We start from the raw sequence: 15,193 nt of genomic DNA, 5'->3' as shown, positions 1-15,193 counted from the left end.
ACGTTCGCGCGCGATCCGCGCGGCCGGGCGACATGCCCGCGGCGGCCGCGCGGGAGCGCTGCTTGCATGGGCCGGGCTCGCCTGCCGCGTGATCATCACGCCAGGCCGCACCGGCCCGGCTTGCCTGCCGCCGATCCCATGTTCCCGGCTTGCCGGCGAGCCGCGGCCTGTCTCCATCCATTCCCCGCTTCCCCTATCATGATCCGCGCCAGCGTGAGCTCGCTGCAGGCCCGTCCGGCATCGCGTACGATTCCTCAGACTTGCCTGCTTTTATAGGGGTTTTTGCGCATGGAACCGGTTCTATCGCGCACCGCGAAACGAAAGTAGAATTCAGCGTCCTGTAGGGCGCCGGCGGCGTGCCTGCAGGCCCATTGAAGAAGGCCGGGCGTCGTTGCTCGCCTGCCCGGTGCCAACAATCCAAGGAGGAGTCCATGGGGGCTGTTCAAGGCAGCATGCTGCTGGTTTGCGCGCTGATCGCGATCGTCTTGCTGATCGTCATGATCGCGCGCTACAAGATCTATCCGTTCCTGGTACTGATCATCGTCTCGCTCGGCCTCGGCCTGGTGGTCGGCATGCCGATGGACAAGATCGTCAAGTCGTTCGAGACCGGCAACGGCAACACGCTGGGCCACATCGCCATCGTGGTCGGCCTGGGCACCATGCTCGGCAAGATGATGGCCGAATCGGGCGGCGCCGAACGGATCGCCGTCACCCTGATCGGCTGGTTCGGCGAGAAGAACATCCACTGGGCGATGATGTTCGTCGCGATCATCATCGGCTTGCCGGTGTTCTTCGAGGTTGGCTTCGTGCTGCTGATCCCGATCGCGTTCAACGTCGCCAAGCGCACCGGCAAATCGCTGCTGCTGGTCGGCCTGCCGATGGTGGCGGGCCTCTCGGTGGTGCACGGCCTGATTCCGCCGCACCCGGCCGCGCTGCTCGCGGTCCAGCAATACGGCGCCGACATCGGCAAGACCATCGCCTACGGCCTGATCGTCGGGATTCCGACCGCGATCATCGCCGGCCCGCTGTTCGCGCTGGTGATCCACAAGTACGTCAAGCTGCCGGAGAACAACCCGCTGGCCGCGCAGTTCATCGACTCGGGCGACCAGGCCAAGCGTGACCGCGAGCTGCCGAGCTTCGGCATCACGCTGTTCACGATCCTGCTGCCCGTCGCGCTGATGCTGATCGGCAGCTGGGCCGACCTGCTGTTCGCGCCCAAGACGCTGCCCAACGACCTGCTGCGCTTCGCCGGCACCTCGGACGTGGCGCTCCTGATCGCCGTGCTGGTCAGCTTCTGGACCTTCGGCGCGAAGCAGGGCTTCAACCGCGAGCAGATCCAGAAGTTCTGCGGCGACTGCCTGGCGCCGATCGCCGGCATCACGCTGATCGTCGGCGCGGGCGGCGGCTTCGGCGGTATCCTGCGCGACAGCGGCATCTCGCAGCAGATCGTCGCCACCGCCACCCAGGCCCACCTGTCGCCGCTGCTGCTGGGCTGGTTCGCCGCCGCGCTGATCCGTCTGGCGACGGGTTCGGCCACGGTCGCGATGACCACCGCCTGCGGCATCGTCGCGCCGATCGCGGCGGCCGCCGGTGGCACGGTCAAGCCCGAGCTGCTGGTGCTGGCCACGGGCTCCGGCTCGCTGATCTTTTCGCACGTGAACGACGGCGGATTCTGGCTGATCAAGGAATATTTCGGGATGACCGTGGGTCAGACGTTCAAGACCTGGACGGCGCTCGAAACGCTGATTTCGCTGCTCGGCCTCGCGTTCACGATGGTGCTCGCCACCGTTCTGTAACAAGCAAGGGGTAGTCAATGATTTTGATCGCAATGGGCGTCTCGGGCGCCGGCAAGACGCGCATCGGCGAATTGCTGGCGGAGCGTATCGGGTGTACGTTCACCGACGGCGACGCGTTCCACAGCGCCGCCAACAAGGAGAAGATGCACCACGGGATCCCGCTTACCGACGACGACCGCTGGCCGTGGCTGCAGTCGATCCGCGCGGCGATCGAGGAGAAGCAGCGTGCCGGCGAGACCGCCGTGTTCACCTGCTCGTCGCTCAAGCGCTCGTATCGCGACGTGCTGCGTGGCAAGGATGCCGATGTGCGCTTCGTCTACCTGCACGGTACCGTCGAGGTGCTGAGCGAGCGCCTGAAGACGCGCACCGGCCACTTCTTCGATCCTTCGCTGCTGAATAGCCAGCTCGACACGCTGGAAGTGCCGGGCGAGGACGAGGCGGTGCAGGTCAGCATCGATCAGACGCCCGAGCAGATGGTCGACGAGGTGCTGGCCAAGCTGAAGCTGCCGGCGGTGAAGTCCTGAGTCGCCCTTGCGACCAGACGGGCCGGCGGCAGCCGGCCCGCATCAACCGAAAGGCATGAAAAAAGGCGCCCGGCGGCAACAAGCCCCGGGCGCCTTTGCTTTTGTCCGCATCGCGCGCGACGGGCGCCGCGCGCGATGTGGCGATGCGTCTTACGCGATCCGCTTGGCCAGCTCGACCGCCTTGCCGATGTACGAGCCCGGCGTCATCGCCAGCAGCAGGTCCTTGGCGTCCTGCGGGATCGCCAGGCCGCCGACGAACTGCTGCAGCGCCTCGCGCGTGATGCCCTTGCCGCGCGTCAGTTCCTTCAGTTGCTCGTAGGGGTTCTCGATGCCGTAGCGGCGCATCACGGTCTGCACCGGCTCGGCCAGCACTTCCCAGCAGTTGTCGAGATCCTCGTTCAGGCGCGCCGGGTTGACCTCGAGCTTGTCGATGCCGCGCGTGAGCGCGTCGTAGGCGAGCAGCGAGTAGCCGAATGCGACGCCGATGTTGCGCAGCACGGTGGAATCGGTCAGGTCGCGCTGCCAGCGCGACACCGGCAGCTTCTCCGAGAGGTGGCGCAGGGTGGCGTTGGCCAGGCCCAGGTTGCCTTCCGAGTTCTCGAAGTCGATCGGGTTGACCTTATGCGGCATGGTCGAGGAGCCGATCTCGCCGGCCTTGGTCTTCTGCTTGAAGTAGCCCAGCGAGATGTAGCCCCACACGTCGCGGTCGAGGTCGAGCAGGATGGTGTTGGCGCGGGCCACCGCGTCGAACAGCTCGGCCATGTAGTCGTGCGGCTCGATCTGGATCGTGTAGGGGTTGAAGCTCAGCTTCAGGCGGTTCTCCACCACGTCCTTCGAGAAGGCTTCCCAGTCGAAGCCGGGATAGGCCGACAGGTGCGCGTTGAAGTTGCCGACCGCGCCGTTCATCTTGCCGAGCAGCTCGACCTTGGCGATGCGCTCGATGGCGCGCGCCAGACGCGCCGCCACGTTGGCGATTTCCTTGCCGAGCGTGGTCGGGCTGGCCGGCTGGCCATGCGTGCGCGAGAGCATCGGCTGCTCGGCCTGGGCGTGCGCGAGCGCGACCAGGCGCTGGTGCACGGTGCGCAGCGCGGGGACGATCACGTTGTCGCGCGCGCCGGCCAGCATCATGCCGTGCGAGGTGTTGTTGATGTCTTCCGAGGTGCAGGCGAAGTGGATGAATTCGCTGGCGCGTTCGAGTTCGGCCTGGCCCTTCACCGATTCCTTGAGCCAGTATTCGACGGCCTTCACGTCATGGTTGGTGACGCGCTCGATCTCCTTGATGCGCGCCGCGTCGTGCGCGGTGAAGCGCTCGACCAGCTGCAGCAGGAACTGTTCGGAGGCGTCCGAGAAACGCGGCACCTCGGCGAAGCCGGCACGCGACAGCGCGATCAGCCAGTGGACCTCGACGGTCACGCGGTGGCGCATGAACGCGGCCTCGGAGAGCCAGTCGCGCAGGGCTTCCGTCTTGCTGGCGTAGCGGCCGTCGAGCGGCGAGAGCGCGGTGAGGGCGAAAAGGGTGTCGGGGCGGGTGTCGGACATGATGGGGCTGCCGGTCGGGCGTGGAGAGAGTCAACCCGGAATTTTACCATCGGCGCTGGCCGGTCCCGGCGCGGTGGTTGGCCGGCGATGACGTGGCCCGGATGGCGAGAGGGGCCGGCGTGCCGGCTGCTCGTTGGTGGGCGGGAGGTACCGGCTTCGGCAGGCCTTGCCCGGCGGCCCGTCTTGCCGCTCGATCGGGCGCTCCGGGTTGCCGCTTCGACGCCGCGCTCGGAAGCTTGGCTTCGAATCGGGACGGTTCGGCCTGGCCGCTCGCATCACGGCTGGCTCCGCTGCCGGCCCGGCAGCGGAGCCAGCGCCGGCTCACTCGGTGGCGTGCGCGGCATGCAGCGCCACGCCCGCCGGGGCGCCGGCGCCGGCGGTGCTGGCCCAGCCGAGCCATTGCGAGCGCAGCATCACCACCAGGCCGCAGGCGACGGTGGCCAGCGCGCCGAAGGTCGCGAAGCCGAGCTGGTAGCTGCCGGTGCTTTCCTTGGCGATGCCCATCACCACCGGCAGGTAGAAGCCGCCGATGCCGCCGGCCGCGCCGACGATTCCCGAGAGCAGCCCGGTGCGGCCGTGCCAGCGATGCGGTACCAGCTGGAAGGTCGAGCCGTTGCCCAGGCCGAAGGCGAGGTAGAGGCACACCAGCAGCGCGATGCCGCCCGCCAGCGGCGGCATCCAGGCGGCGAACGCGAAGTCGGCCGCGGCGATGATCGCCAGCAGCACGATCAGCGCGCGCACGCCGGTCACGCGGTCGGCCAGGTAGCCGCCGAACGGCCGCACGATCGCGCCGAGGAAGGCGAGCAGGGACATGAACAGGCCCGCGTCGATCTTCGGCATCTGGTAGAGGTTGGTCAGCAGCAGGCTCACGTAGGAGGACATCCCCACGAAGCCGCCGAAGGTGATGCTGTAGACCAGCATCACCACCCAGGTGTCGCGCTCGGCCAGCACCGCGCGATAGCGGGCCGGCAGCACCGCGATGGCCAGCAGCGCGCCGAGCACCGGCAACAGCAGCACGCCGGTCTTGCCGGCGCCGAACAGGCCGGCATGGACCGTCAGCACCAGCGCCACCAGGCCCGCCAGCGAGACCAGGAAGGCCGCCATCGCGCGTCGCGTGCTGCCCGACTTCTCGCCGCGGTCCTCGGCCCAGGCGAACAGCGCGAAACCGGCGATCGCCAGCAGCGGCAGGGCGGCCGCCGTCGAGAACTTCCAGCCCAGCGCCTGCGCGATGTGGGGGAACAGGAAGCCGTCCAGCACCGCGCCGATGTTGCCGGCCGCCGCCAGGCCCAGCACCAGGCCCTGCACCTTGGGCGGATAGCTGCTGCCGGCCATCGGCAGCGCCACCGCGAAGCTCGCGCCGCCGATGCCGAGGAACACGCCCAGCACCAGCAGCAGCGTGTAGGAGGGCGTGCCCGGCACGAAGGGCAGCACCACCGCGGGAATCGCCGACAGCAGCACGCCCATCAGCGCGATGCGGCGCCCGTCGGTCGACTGGTAGAGGTTGCCCAGCGTCACGCGCAGGATCGCGGCGGCCAGCACCGGCACCGCGACCAGAAACCCCTGCTGCGCGGCCGACATGACGATGTCCTTGCCGATGAAGGGCGCGAGCGGCCCGTACAGCACCCACACGGTGAAGCCCGTGTCGAAGTAGAGGAAGCAGGCGAGCAGCGAGCGCCAGTTGCCGCTCGAGAGCGAGGCACGGAGGGGGATCATCGAGGAGCTCCGGGGAATCCATGCGTGGTGGGGCGGATCGATGCACGCGGAGGCCGCCGCCCGTTTCCCGGCCGTCCGCGGCACGCCTTCCGCAAGCTTCATGCCATTGCCGCGCATGTTTTCGTGCCCGGCTTCGCGCCGATTTCGGGCGCTCGGCGGGATCGTGCGCCGGGCGCGGTTTCCGTCCTGGCGCGGGCGGATGCGGCGCGCGCCCGTGGAGCTCGGCGCGGCGCCAGGCGCCGCTGCTCGCGCACCGCTCGCAGGCGGTGCCTGCCCGGCGGCGGCGCGCATGCGGCACCGCACAAGTGCATCCGGATCGGATCGGTGCGCGCCCCGGCGGCGGCAGGTGGCGATACGGCTGGCGGGGCGCCGCCGCGGCTACAATGCGGGCTTCACAATCGCCGCGCGCAGCAAGGGGCCGCATGGAACTGAAATGGCTGGAGGACTTCGTCTCGCTCGCGGAGACGCGCAGCTTCAGCCGTTCGGCCGAATTGCGGCATGTCTCGCAGCCGGCCTTCTCGCGCCGGATCCAGGCGCTCGAGGCCTGGCTCGGCACCGAGCTGATCGATCGCTCGGTCTACCCGACCCGGCTGACCCAGGCCGGCCAGGTGTTCCTCGAACAGGCGCTGACCATGCTGTCGCAGGCGCACGAGGCGCGCACGCTGCTGCGCGGCCACGCGGCGGCGCCGGTGCCGACCATCGAGTTCGCGGTGCCGCACACGCTCTCGCTGACCTATTTCCCGTTCTGGCTGCAGCGCATCGAGGCCAAGCTGGGCCCGGTGCATACGCGGCTGCGCGCGCTGAACGTGCACGACGCGGTGCTCTCGCTGGTGGAGGGCGGCTGCGACCTGGTGATGGGCTACCACCACCCGAGCCACCCGGTGGCGCTCGACCCGGCCCGCTACGACATGCTCACGCTCGGCATGGAGCCGATCAGCCCGTTTTCGGCACCGCTGCGCCCGGGCCGGCCGCGCTACGCGCTGCCCGGCGCTGCCGACGCGCCGGTGCCCTATCTGTCCTACACGCCGAACGCCTATCTCGGGCGCATGACCGAGGTGATCATCGCCAACGCGCGCGAGCCGCTGTTCCTCGACCGCGTCTACGAGACCGACATGGCCGAGGGACTCAAGGCGATGGCGCTGGCCGGCCATGGCGTGGCCTTCCTGCCGCACAGCGCGGTGGAGGACGCGGTGGCCGGCGGCGAGCTGATCCGCCTCGACCGGCCGGCGCGCGAAGGTGGCGCGCAGCCCTTCACGCTGAACATGGAGATCCGGCTCTATCGCGACAAGCTCGCGGTGCATGGCGACGAGGCCCGGCAGGCGCTGGTGCGCGAGCTGTGGGACGCGGTGGTCGAGGAACTGGCGCAGCGCGCCGGCTGAGGACGGAGCGGCCTGCAGCCCGGTTGCGGCCAATTCCGACTCGCGGGTGAGGTTAATTGGCGCGCTCGATCACCGGCATGCGCCTCGTGTTGAGCCCGGTGCAACCATTGGTGGGCCTTGCCCAGCAAGGCTTCCGGCCGATCTTTTGCAGTTTCGGGTGGCGCCGCCCGGTGCGCCGGCGCTACTCGCTCGCGTCGCTGAAAAGGCATGGCGATTGCTACCGTTCACGCGCGGAACGCGCGCTTTGCCCAGCAATAGCGCGATCATGCAAGAAACGCATAATCGAATAATCAAACGGCATTGGATTTCGAAAATGCGTTTTTCGACAATGTGCGTCATTCGCTGACCGTTGGAGAATCCATGTCTTCGCAACCGCAGTCCACGTCCCCCGTGCAATCCGTGCCGTCCTACCTGAACGCCGAGGCGCTCGGTCCCTGGGGCAACTACCTGCAGCAGGTCGATCGCGTCGCGCCGTACCTCGGCTCGCTGTCGCGCTGGCTCGAAACGCTCAAGCGCCCGAAGCGCATCCTGATCGTCGACGTGCCGATCGAGCTCGACAACGGCACGGTTGCCCACTTCGAGGGCTACCGCGTGCAGCACAACGTCTCGCGCGGCCCGGGCAAGGGCGGCGTGCGCTACCACCAGGACGTGACGCTGTCGGAAGTGATGGCCCTGTCGGCCTGGATGTCGGTCAAGAACGCGGCCGTCAACGTGCCGTACGGCGGTGCCAAGGGCGGTATCCGCGTCGACCCGCGCAAGCTCTCGCGCGGCGAGCTCGAGCGCATGACGCGCCGCTATACCAGCGAGATCGGCATCATCATCGGGCCGAACACCGACATCCCGGCGCCCGACGTCAACACCAACGAACAGGTGATGGCGTGGATGATGGACACCTATTCGATGAACCAGGGCCTGACCGCCACCGGCGTGGTGACGGGCAAGCCGATCTCGCTCGGCGGCTCGCTCGGCCGTCGCGAGGCGACCGGCCGCGGCGTGTTCGTGGTTGGCTGCGAGGCCGCCCAGAAGAAGGGCGTCGAGATCAAGGGCGCGCGCATCGCGGTGCAGGGCTTCGGCAACGTCGGCGGGATCGCCGGCAAGCTGTTCCAGGAAGCCGGCGCGAAGGTGGTGGCGGTGCAGGATCACACCGGCTCGATCTATCAGCCGGCGGGCCTGGACGCGGTCAAGCTGCTCGACCACGTGGCGCGCACCGGCGGCGTGGCGGGCTTCGAGGGCGCCGAGCCGATGGCCAACGACGAGTTCTGGACCGTCGAGACCGAGATCCTGATCCCGGCCGCGCTGGAAAACCAGATCACCGAGAAGAACGCGGGCAAGATCCGCACCAAGATCGTGGTGGAAGGCGCGAACGGCCCGACCACCACGGCCGCCGACGACATCCTCACGGCCAACGGCACGCTGGTGATCCCCGACGTGATCGCCAACGCCGGCGGCGTGACGGTTTCGTACTTCGAGTGGGTGCAGGATTTCTCGAGCTTCTTCTGGACCGAGGACGAGATCAATCAGCGCCTCGAGCGCGTGATGCGCGAAGCCTTCGCCGGCGTGTGGTCGGTGGCGGAAGAGCACAAGGTGTCGGTGCGTACCGCGGCCTTCATCGTGGCCTGCAAGCGCATCCTGATGGCGCGCGAAATGCGCGGTCTGTATCCCTGATCGACGCGCGAGCGAGCGATCGACACGGCATCGCGGCCTACCGGCCGTGACGCCAGCGCCTGGCGGGCGCCACCGGATTCGGTGGCGCCCGCTTCGCGCATCCGGATCAAGCTTCGGATGCGCACCCACCGCGGCCGACAGAAGCCGTGGCGCCGGAAGAACAGCGGGTTAATAATAATTTCTTTCAAAAAAGTTACTTTGCTAGACTGCCAAAGCTTAGCCCTAGGAGATACCAGATGAATTTCAATAAAGCGCTGCTGCTGGCCGCTGCTCTCGCCACGTTTGCCGGCGGCGCCATGGCGCAGGAAACGGGAACGCTGAAGAAGATCAAGGACACCGGCGTGATCGCGCTGGGCCACCGCGAGTCGTCGATCCCGTTTTCGTACTACGACCAGAATCAGAAGGTGATCGGCTACGCGCGTGACTTCCAGATGAAGGTCGTCGACGCGGTCAAGAAGAAGCTGAACCTGCCCAACCTGCAGATCAAGGACATTCCCGTCACCTCGCAGAACCGCATCCCGCTGGTGCAGAACGGCACCGTCGACATCGAATGCGGCTCGACCACCAACAACCTCGAGCGCCAGAAGCAGGCTGCCTTCTCGACCACCTACTTCGTGATCGGCACGCGCCTGATGACGTCCAAGGATTCGGGCATCAAGGACTTCGCCGACCTGAAGGGCAAGACCGTGGTGACCACCGCCGGCACCACCTCCGAGCGTCTGCTGCGCGCGATGAACAACGACAAGCAGATGGGCATGAGCATCATCAGCGCGAAGGATCACGGCGAATCGTTCCAGACGCTGGAGACGGGCCGCGCGGTCGCGTTCATGATGGATGACGCGCTGCTGGCCGGCGAACGCGCCAAGGCGAAGAAGCCCGACAACTGGGTGATCGTCGGCACGCCGCAATCGGAAGAAGCCTACGGCTGCATGATGCGCAAGGACGATCCGGCCTTCAAGGCGGTGGTGGACGGCGCAATCACCGAGCTCGAGAAGTCGGGCGAGGCCGCCAAGCTCTACACCACCTGGTTCGAGAAGCCGATCCCGCCGAAGGGCCTGAACCTGAACTTCCCGCTGTCGGATTCGATGAAGAAGCTGTACGCGAACCCGAACGACAAGGCGCTCGACTGAGTTTCGCGGGTCACCACCCCACGCTCTCACGCAACGGAAGAGGCATGTGCTTCTTCCGTTTCTTTTTGCCGGAGTCTTGTCCATCATGTCTTACCACTGGAACTGGGGCATCTTCCTGAGCCCCGTTTCGACGGGCGAGCCGACCACCTATCTCGGCTGGCTGCTGTCGGGCTTCTGGGTGACGATCAAGGTCTCGCTCGCCGCCTGGGTGATCGCGCTGATCGTCGGCTCGCTGTTCGGCGTGCTGCGGACGGTGCAGGATCGCCGCCTGTCCGCGATCGGCACGCTGTATGTGTCGATCTTTCGAAATATCCCGCTGATCGTGCAGTTCTTCGTCTGGTACCTGGTGGTGCCCGAGCTGCTGCCCGCCTCGATCGGCACCTGGATCAAACAGTTGCCGCCGGGCACGCAGTTCTTCACCGCCTCGATCGTCTGCCTGGGGCTGTTTACCGGCGCGCGCGTGTGCGAGCAGGTGCGCTCGGGCATCAATGCGCTGCCCAAGGGCCAGCGCGCGGCGGGCCTGGCGATGGGCTTCACCGAATGGCAGACCTATCGCTACGTGCTGCTGCCGGTGGCCTACCGGATCATCGTGCCGCCGCTCACCTCCGAGTTCCTGAACATCTTCAAGAATTCGGCGGTGGCCTCCACGATCGGCCTGCTCGACCTGTCCGCGCAGGCGCGGCAGCTGGTCGACTACACCGCGCAGACCTATGAGTCCTTCATCGCGGTGACGCTCGCCTACGTGATCATCAACCTGGTCGTGATGGCCTTCATGCGCTGGGTCGAGGCGAAGACGCGCCTGCCCGGCTATATCGGAGGCAAGTGATGCACGATTTCGACTGGAGTGGAATCCCGGGGGCGCTGCCCTCGCTGTGGACCGGCGCGATCGTCACCCTGCAGATCACCGTGCTGGCGATCGTGGTCGGCATCGTCTGGGGTACCTTGCTGGCCCTGATGCGGCTCTCGGGGGTGAAGCCGCTGCAATGGTTCTCGCGACTCTACGTCACGGTGTTCCGCTCGATCCCGCTGGTGATGGTGCTGCTGTGGTTCTTCCTGATCGTGCCGCAGGTGCTGCAGGGGGTGCTCGGGCTGTCGCCGACCATCGATATCCGGCTCGCCTCGGCGATGATCGCGTTCTCGCTGTTCGAAGCCGCGTATTATTCCGAGATCATCCGCGCCGGCATCCAGGCGGTGCCGCGCGGCCAGGCGAATGCGGCGTTCGCGCTCGGCATGAGCTACGGGCAGGCAATGCGTCTCGTGATCCTGCCGCAGGCCTTCCGGGCGATGGTGCCGCTGCTGCTCACGCAGGCGATCGTGCTGTTCCAGGACACCTCGCTGGTCTACGTGATCAGTCTCGCGGACTTCTTCCGCACCGCCACCAACATCGGCGATCGCGACGGTACCAGCGTCGAGATGGTGTTGTTCGCGGGCGCCTGTTATTTCGTCGTGTGCGTGCTCGCCTCCGCGCTCGTCAAGGGTCTCCAGAAAAAGGTCACAAGATGATTTCCATCAAGAATGTTTCGAAGTGGTACGGCCAGTTTCAGGTGCTGACCGACTGCACGACGGAAGTGAAGAAGGGTGAGGTGGTGGTGGTGTGCGGGCCCTCGGGCTCGGGCAAGTCCACCCTGATCAAGACCGTGAACGGTCTCGAGCCGTTCCAGCAGGGCGAGATCCTGGTCAACGGCGAATCGGTCGGCGACAAGCGCACCAATCTCTCCAAGCTGCGCTCGAAGGTCGGCATGGTGTTCCAGCACTTCGAGCTGTTCCCGCATCTGTCGATCACGGAAAACCTGACGCTCGCGCAGATCAAGGTGCTCGGCCGCGGCAAGGACGAGGCCAACGAGAAGGGCCTCAAGCTGCTCGACCGCGTCGGCCTGAAGGCGCATGCGCACAAGTTTCCCGGCCAGCTCTCGGGCGGCCAGCAGCAGCGCGTGGCGATCGCGCGCGCGCTGTCGATGGACCCGATCGCGATGCTGTTCGACGAGCCCACCTCGGCGCTCGACCCCGAGATGATCAACGAGGTGCTCGACGTGATGGTCGAGCTCGCGCAGGAAGGCATGACCATGATGTGCGTGACGCACGAAATGGGCTTCGCCAAGAAGGTCGCCCATCGCGTGATCTTCATGGACAAGGGCGCCATCGTCGAGGACGACCGCAAGGACGAGTTCTTCGCCAATCCGAAGTCGGATCGCGCCAAGGACTTCCTGGCGAAGATCCTGCACTGATCGATCGCGGCCGCGGTCGCCACAAGCGGAACGCCCGGCTTCGTGCCGGGCGTTTTTTCGTTTCGGCGCCGGAATCGACGCGATCGCGTGGGTGGCGGAGAAGACGGGAAGCGGGCAGGGCGCGGCCCGGGCCGCGCGGTACTCAGAAATCGGTGGGATCGTCGCCGGCCGCGACTTCGGCGGCGGCCGCCGCGAGCGTGACGTCGCCCAGCGCGGTGCTGGCGGCAACCGCGGCGGCACGCTGGCAGTTCTGCGAGGCGGAAGGGTCGAGCGAGGGATTGCGCAGCTTCTCCAGTACGATCTCGGGCACCTTCACGCGCGTGCTGGCGGCCACGTCGCCGCACTGGAACATCATCAGTTGGCCCGGCTCGAAGGCGGTCCAGACCTCGTCGTCGGTCAGCGGCTGGGTGGCGATCACGGCGACCCGATCCTCGGGCGTGGTGTACTTGGCGAAATCGATCGAGAGATCCTCGTCGATCAGGTGCGCGGTCGAGAACGGCCAGCGGCGCACCAGGTAATGAAGGCGTGTGGAGCAGTGCGCGAACAGCGCCTGCCCGTTGGACAGCAGGAAGTTGAACACGCCGTGCGAGGTGATCTCTTCAGTCAGCTCGGCGAGCCGCTCGAACAGCTCGGGCAGCGGCGGCTGGGCACCCGGGAAGGTGTCGCGCAGGCCCTGCATCAGCACGCAGAAGGCGCGCTCGCTATCGGTGGTGCCCACCGGCTGGTAGACGCCGTCCTCGAGCGTGGGCGCGTAGCCGGGCAGGTCCCCGTTGTGCGCGAAGATCCAGTGCCGGCCCCACAGCTCGCGCATGAAGGGATGGCTGTTCTCGAGCAGGATCGCGCCCTGCGTGGCCTTGCGGATGTGCGCGATGGTGTTCTTCGACTTGATCGGATAGCGCTTGACCATCTCGGCCAGCGGCGAGGTGGCCGATGACTGATGGTCGAGGAACAGGCGGCAGGCCTTGTCCTCGAAAAACGCGATGCCCCAGCCGTCCTTGTGATGATCCGTGAGCCCGCCGCGGGCCGCGAACCCGGTGAACGAGAAGGTCACGTCCGTGGGCTCGGCACAGTTCATTCCGAAGAGTTGGCACATAGGTGTTGCGGCAGGTCAGGCAGGGGGGACACCGGGCGGAACCGGTACAATGACGGATTCAAGCATATCACCGAGCCCCGGGCGGCTGAAGCGGAACCCGCGTGCGCACGGCCCCGTGTTGCGGTTTTCCGTCACTCCCGACGGCCACGGGGCACGAACGCGGCCGCCGCCGGCCCGCCGCCCGTCCATCCCTACGACGCCCCATGACCGCTCCGAACGCCGCTCCCGCCGTGTCTCCCGTTTCCTCGCTGACCCTCGCCCGCCCCGACGACTGGCACCTGCACGTGCGCGACGGCGCGATGCTCGCCGCGGTGCTGCCGCATACCGCGCGCCAGTTCGGCCGCGCGATCATCATGCCGAACCTGAAGCCGCCGGTCACCACCACCGCGCAGGCCGAGGCCTATCGCTCGCGAATCCTCGCCGCCGTGCCGGCCGGGATGCGCTTCGAGCCGCTGATGACGCTCTATCTGACCGACAACACGCCCGGCGACGAGATCCGCCGCGCCAAGGCGAGCGGCTTCGTGCACGGCGTGAAGCTCTATCCGGCCGGCGCCACCACCAATTCCGATGCCGGCGTGACCGACCTGCGCAAGTGTGCCGGCGCGCTCGAGGCGATGCAGGAAGTCGGCATGCCGCTGCTGGTGCACGGCGAGGTGACCAATGCCGAGATCGACCTGTTCGATCGCGAGAATGTCTTCATCGACCGCGTGATGACGCCGCTGCGCCGCGATTTCCCGGCGCTCAAGGTGGTCTTCGAGCACATCACCACCAAGGACGCGGCCGACTACGTGCGCGATGCGGACGCCGCGCCCGGCACGCTGGGCGCCACCATCACGGCCCATCACCTGCTCTACAACCGCAACGCGATCTTCACCGGCGGGATCCGGCCGCATTACTACTGCCTGCCGGTGCTCAAGCGCGAGACCCATCGCGTGGCCCTGGTGGAGGCGGCCACCTCGGGCAATCCGCGCTTCTTCCTCGGCACCGACAGCGCGCCGCACGAGAAGAACGCCAAGGAAGCCGCCTGCGGCTGCGCCGGCTGCTACACGGCGCTGCACGCGCTGGAGCTGTATGCCGAGGCTTTCGACCAAGTCGGCGCGCTCGACAAGCTGGAAGGTTTCGCGAGCTTCTTCGGCGCCGATTTCTACGGCCTGCCGCGCGCCAGCGAGACAGTCACGCTGCGTCGCGAGAGCTGGCAACTGCCGGCCACGGTCGAGGCCGGCGACACCTCGGTGGTGCCGCTGCGCGGCGGCGAGTCGATCGGCTGGCGTCTCGCGTGAACGCGGGGGGCGGCGGCGCACGCGCGGCCGCGCCCGGCTTCGATGCGATCGACTGGGCCGCGCCGTGGCTCGCGCCCTTCGCGGCGCGCGGCCCGCGCTGGCAGGCCGCGGCGCTGGCCGGCGAGGCCGACTGGCTGGCGGCCCTGGGCGGGGATGCGGCCGCGGCCGGCATCGCGACCGGGCGCGGCCGGCCGCTGCGCTTCATCGCGCAGTCCGAGCTGCCGCCCGGCGTCGCCTACGAGACGCAGATCGCCGCCACCGGCGGCGTGCCCACCCGTCATAACCTTCACGATTTCTTCAATGCGCTGGTCTGGTTCGCCTACCCGCGCTTCAAGGCTGCCATCAACGCGCGGCAGGCCGAGGCGATCGACACGCTCGGCGTGGGCGGCGCGCGTGGTGGGCTGCGCGACGCGCTGACCCTCCTCGACGAGAACGGCGCGCTGTTCGTGTGCGCCGATCCCGCGCTCGGCGAGGCGCTGCGGTGCTTCGGCTGGCAGGCGCTGTTCGTCGAGGCGCGCGCGGCCTGGGGCCGGGCCTGCGAGTTGCGGCTGGTCGGCCATGCGCTGCTCGAGAAGCTGGTGCAGCCCTACAAGGCCTGCACCGCGCATGCCTGGATCGTCGCGGCACCGCCCGCCTATTTCGATTGGGACGAGGGCGCGCGGCGCGGCTGGCTCGATGCCCATGTCGCCGCCGGTTTCGACGCGCGCCTGCCCTCGAGCCGCGGTTTCGCGCCGCTGCCGGTGCTCGGCGTGCCGGGTTGGTGGCCGGCCAACCAGGATCCGCGCTTCTACGAGGACGCGCAGGTATTCCGCCCCGGGCGGCGCCAGCCGGCCTGAGCGCGACGTCCGG

The 15,193-nt window shown here is 67.7% G+C and carries 13 protein-coding genes; 10 read left to right on the top strand and 3 right to left on the bottom strand.

Features of this window, described 5'->3' with window-relative positions:
- Positions 1-431: 431 nt before the first annotated feature.
- Together FB600_RS21160 and FB600_RS21155 are read left to right on the top strand one after the other, a co-directional pair.
- Positions 432-1,796 carry a gluconate:H+ symporter gene (locus FB600_RS21160; RefSeq protein ID WP_025096784.1) on the top strand — a complete coding sequence of 455 codons (1,365 nt, stop codon included), beginning with the start codon at positions 432-434 and terminating at the stop codon, positions 1,794-1,796.
- A gap of 17 nt (positions 1,797-1,813) precedes the next feature.
- Positions 1,814-2,320 (top strand): gluconokinase, encoded by a 507-nt coding sequence (locus FB600_RS21155; protein ID WP_096749737.1) that lies wholly within the window; start codon positions 1,814-1,816, stop codon positions 2,318-2,320.
- Between the two features lie 150 nt (positions 2,321-2,470).
- Here FB600_RS21155 and purB read toward each other — a convergent pair whose 3' ends face one another.
- Positions 2,471-3,859 (bottom strand): adenylosuccinate lyase, encoded by a 1,389-nt coding sequence (gene purB, locus FB600_RS21150; RefSeq protein ID WP_013696643.1) that lies wholly within the window; start codon positions 3,857-3,859, stop codon positions 2,471-2,473.
- 321 nt (positions 3,860-4,180) lie between these two features.
- Positions 4,181-5,572 (bottom strand): MFS transporter, encoded by a 1,392-nt coding sequence (locus tag FB600_RS21145; RefSeq protein ID WP_145757321.1) that lies wholly within the window; start codon positions 5,570-5,572, stop codon positions 4,181-4,183.
- Between the two features lie 422 nt (positions 5,573-5,994).
- Here FB600_RS21145 and FB600_RS21140 point away from each other — a divergent pair, with 422 nt between their 5' ends.
- The 6 genes from FB600_RS21140 to FB600_RS21115 all read left to right on the top strand — a co-directional run bounded on the left by FB600_RS21140 (position 5,995) and on the right by FB600_RS21115 (position 11,971).
- The gene (locus tag FB600_RS21140) at positions 5,995-6,951 is read left to right on the top strand and encodes a LysR family transcriptional regulator (RefSeq protein ID WP_098154553.1); all 957 of its coding nucleotides are present in this window, start codon (positions 5,995-5,997) and stop codon (positions 6,949-6,951) included.
- Positions 6,952-7,311: 360 nt separating this feature from the next.
- Positions 7,312-8,616 carry a Glu/Leu/Phe/Val family dehydrogenase gene (locus tag FB600_RS21135; protein ID WP_047835746.1) on the top strand — a complete coding sequence of 435 codons (1,305 nt, stop codon included), beginning with the start codon at positions 7,312-7,314 and terminating at the stop codon, positions 8,614-8,616.
- A 236-nt stretch (positions 8,617-8,852) separates the two neighbouring features.
- Entirely contained in the window at positions 8,853-9,746 is an 894-nt protein-coding gene (locus tag FB600_RS21130) for a glutamate/aspartate ABC transporter substrate-binding protein (protein WP_098154552.1), read from the top strand.
- Positions 9,747-9,831: 85 nt separating this feature from the next.
- Positions 9,832-10,572 (top strand): amino acid ABC transporter permease, encoded by a 741-nt coding sequence (locus FB600_RS21125; protein WP_013696648.1) that lies wholly within the window; start codon positions 9,832-9,834, stop codon positions 10,570-10,572.
- Positions 10,572-11,249, top strand: coding sequence for a glutamate/aspartate ABC transporter permease GltK (gltK, locus tag FB600_RS21120; protein WP_025096777.1), 678 nt, complete (start codon positions 10,572-10,574; stop codon positions 11,247-11,249). The genes FB600_RS21125 and gltK overlap by 1 nt, the downstream gene beginning before the upstream one ends.
- Positions 11,246-11,971 carry an amino acid ABC transporter ATP-binding protein gene (locus FB600_RS21115; protein WP_013696650.1) on the top strand — a complete coding sequence of 242 codons (726 nt, stop codon included), beginning with the start codon at positions 11,246-11,248 and terminating at the stop codon, positions 11,969-11,971. The genes gltK and FB600_RS21115 overlap by 4 nt, the downstream gene beginning before the upstream one ends.
- Positions 11,972-12,113: 142 nt before the next feature.
- Here FB600_RS21115 and FB600_RS21110 read toward each other — a convergent pair whose 3' ends face one another.
- Positions 12,114-13,064, bottom strand: coding sequence for a class II glutamine amidotransferase (locus FB600_RS21110; protein ID WP_046576935.1), 951 nt, complete (start codon positions 13,062-13,064; stop codon positions 12,114-12,116).
- 203 nt (positions 13,065-13,267) lie between these two features.
- Between FB600_RS21110 and pyrC the strand changes: the two genes are divergently transcribed.
- Positions 13,268-14,344, top strand: a complete 1,077-nt coding sequence (gene pyrC, locus FB600_RS21105) for a dihydroorotase (RefSeq protein WP_145757320.1) — start codon at positions 13,268-13,270, stop codon at positions 14,342-14,344.
- Entirely contained in the window at positions 14,341-15,180 is an 840-nt protein-coding gene (locus FB600_RS21100; protein ID WP_145757319.1) for a DUF3025 domain-containing protein, read from the top strand. Before pyrC ends, FB600_RS21100 begins: the two co-directional genes overlap by 4 nt.
- Positions 15,181-15,193 lie beyond the last annotated feature (13 nt).

It is taken from the genome of Burkholderia sp. SJZ089, assembly GCF_007828315.1.
GTDB lineage: Bacteria > Pseudomonadota > Gammaproteobacteria > Burkholderiales > Burkholderiaceae > Burkholderia > Burkholderia gladioli.
The sequence above is the reverse complement of the archived record's forward strand: the minus strand, read 5'-3'. Positions and strand labels throughout refer to the sequence as shown.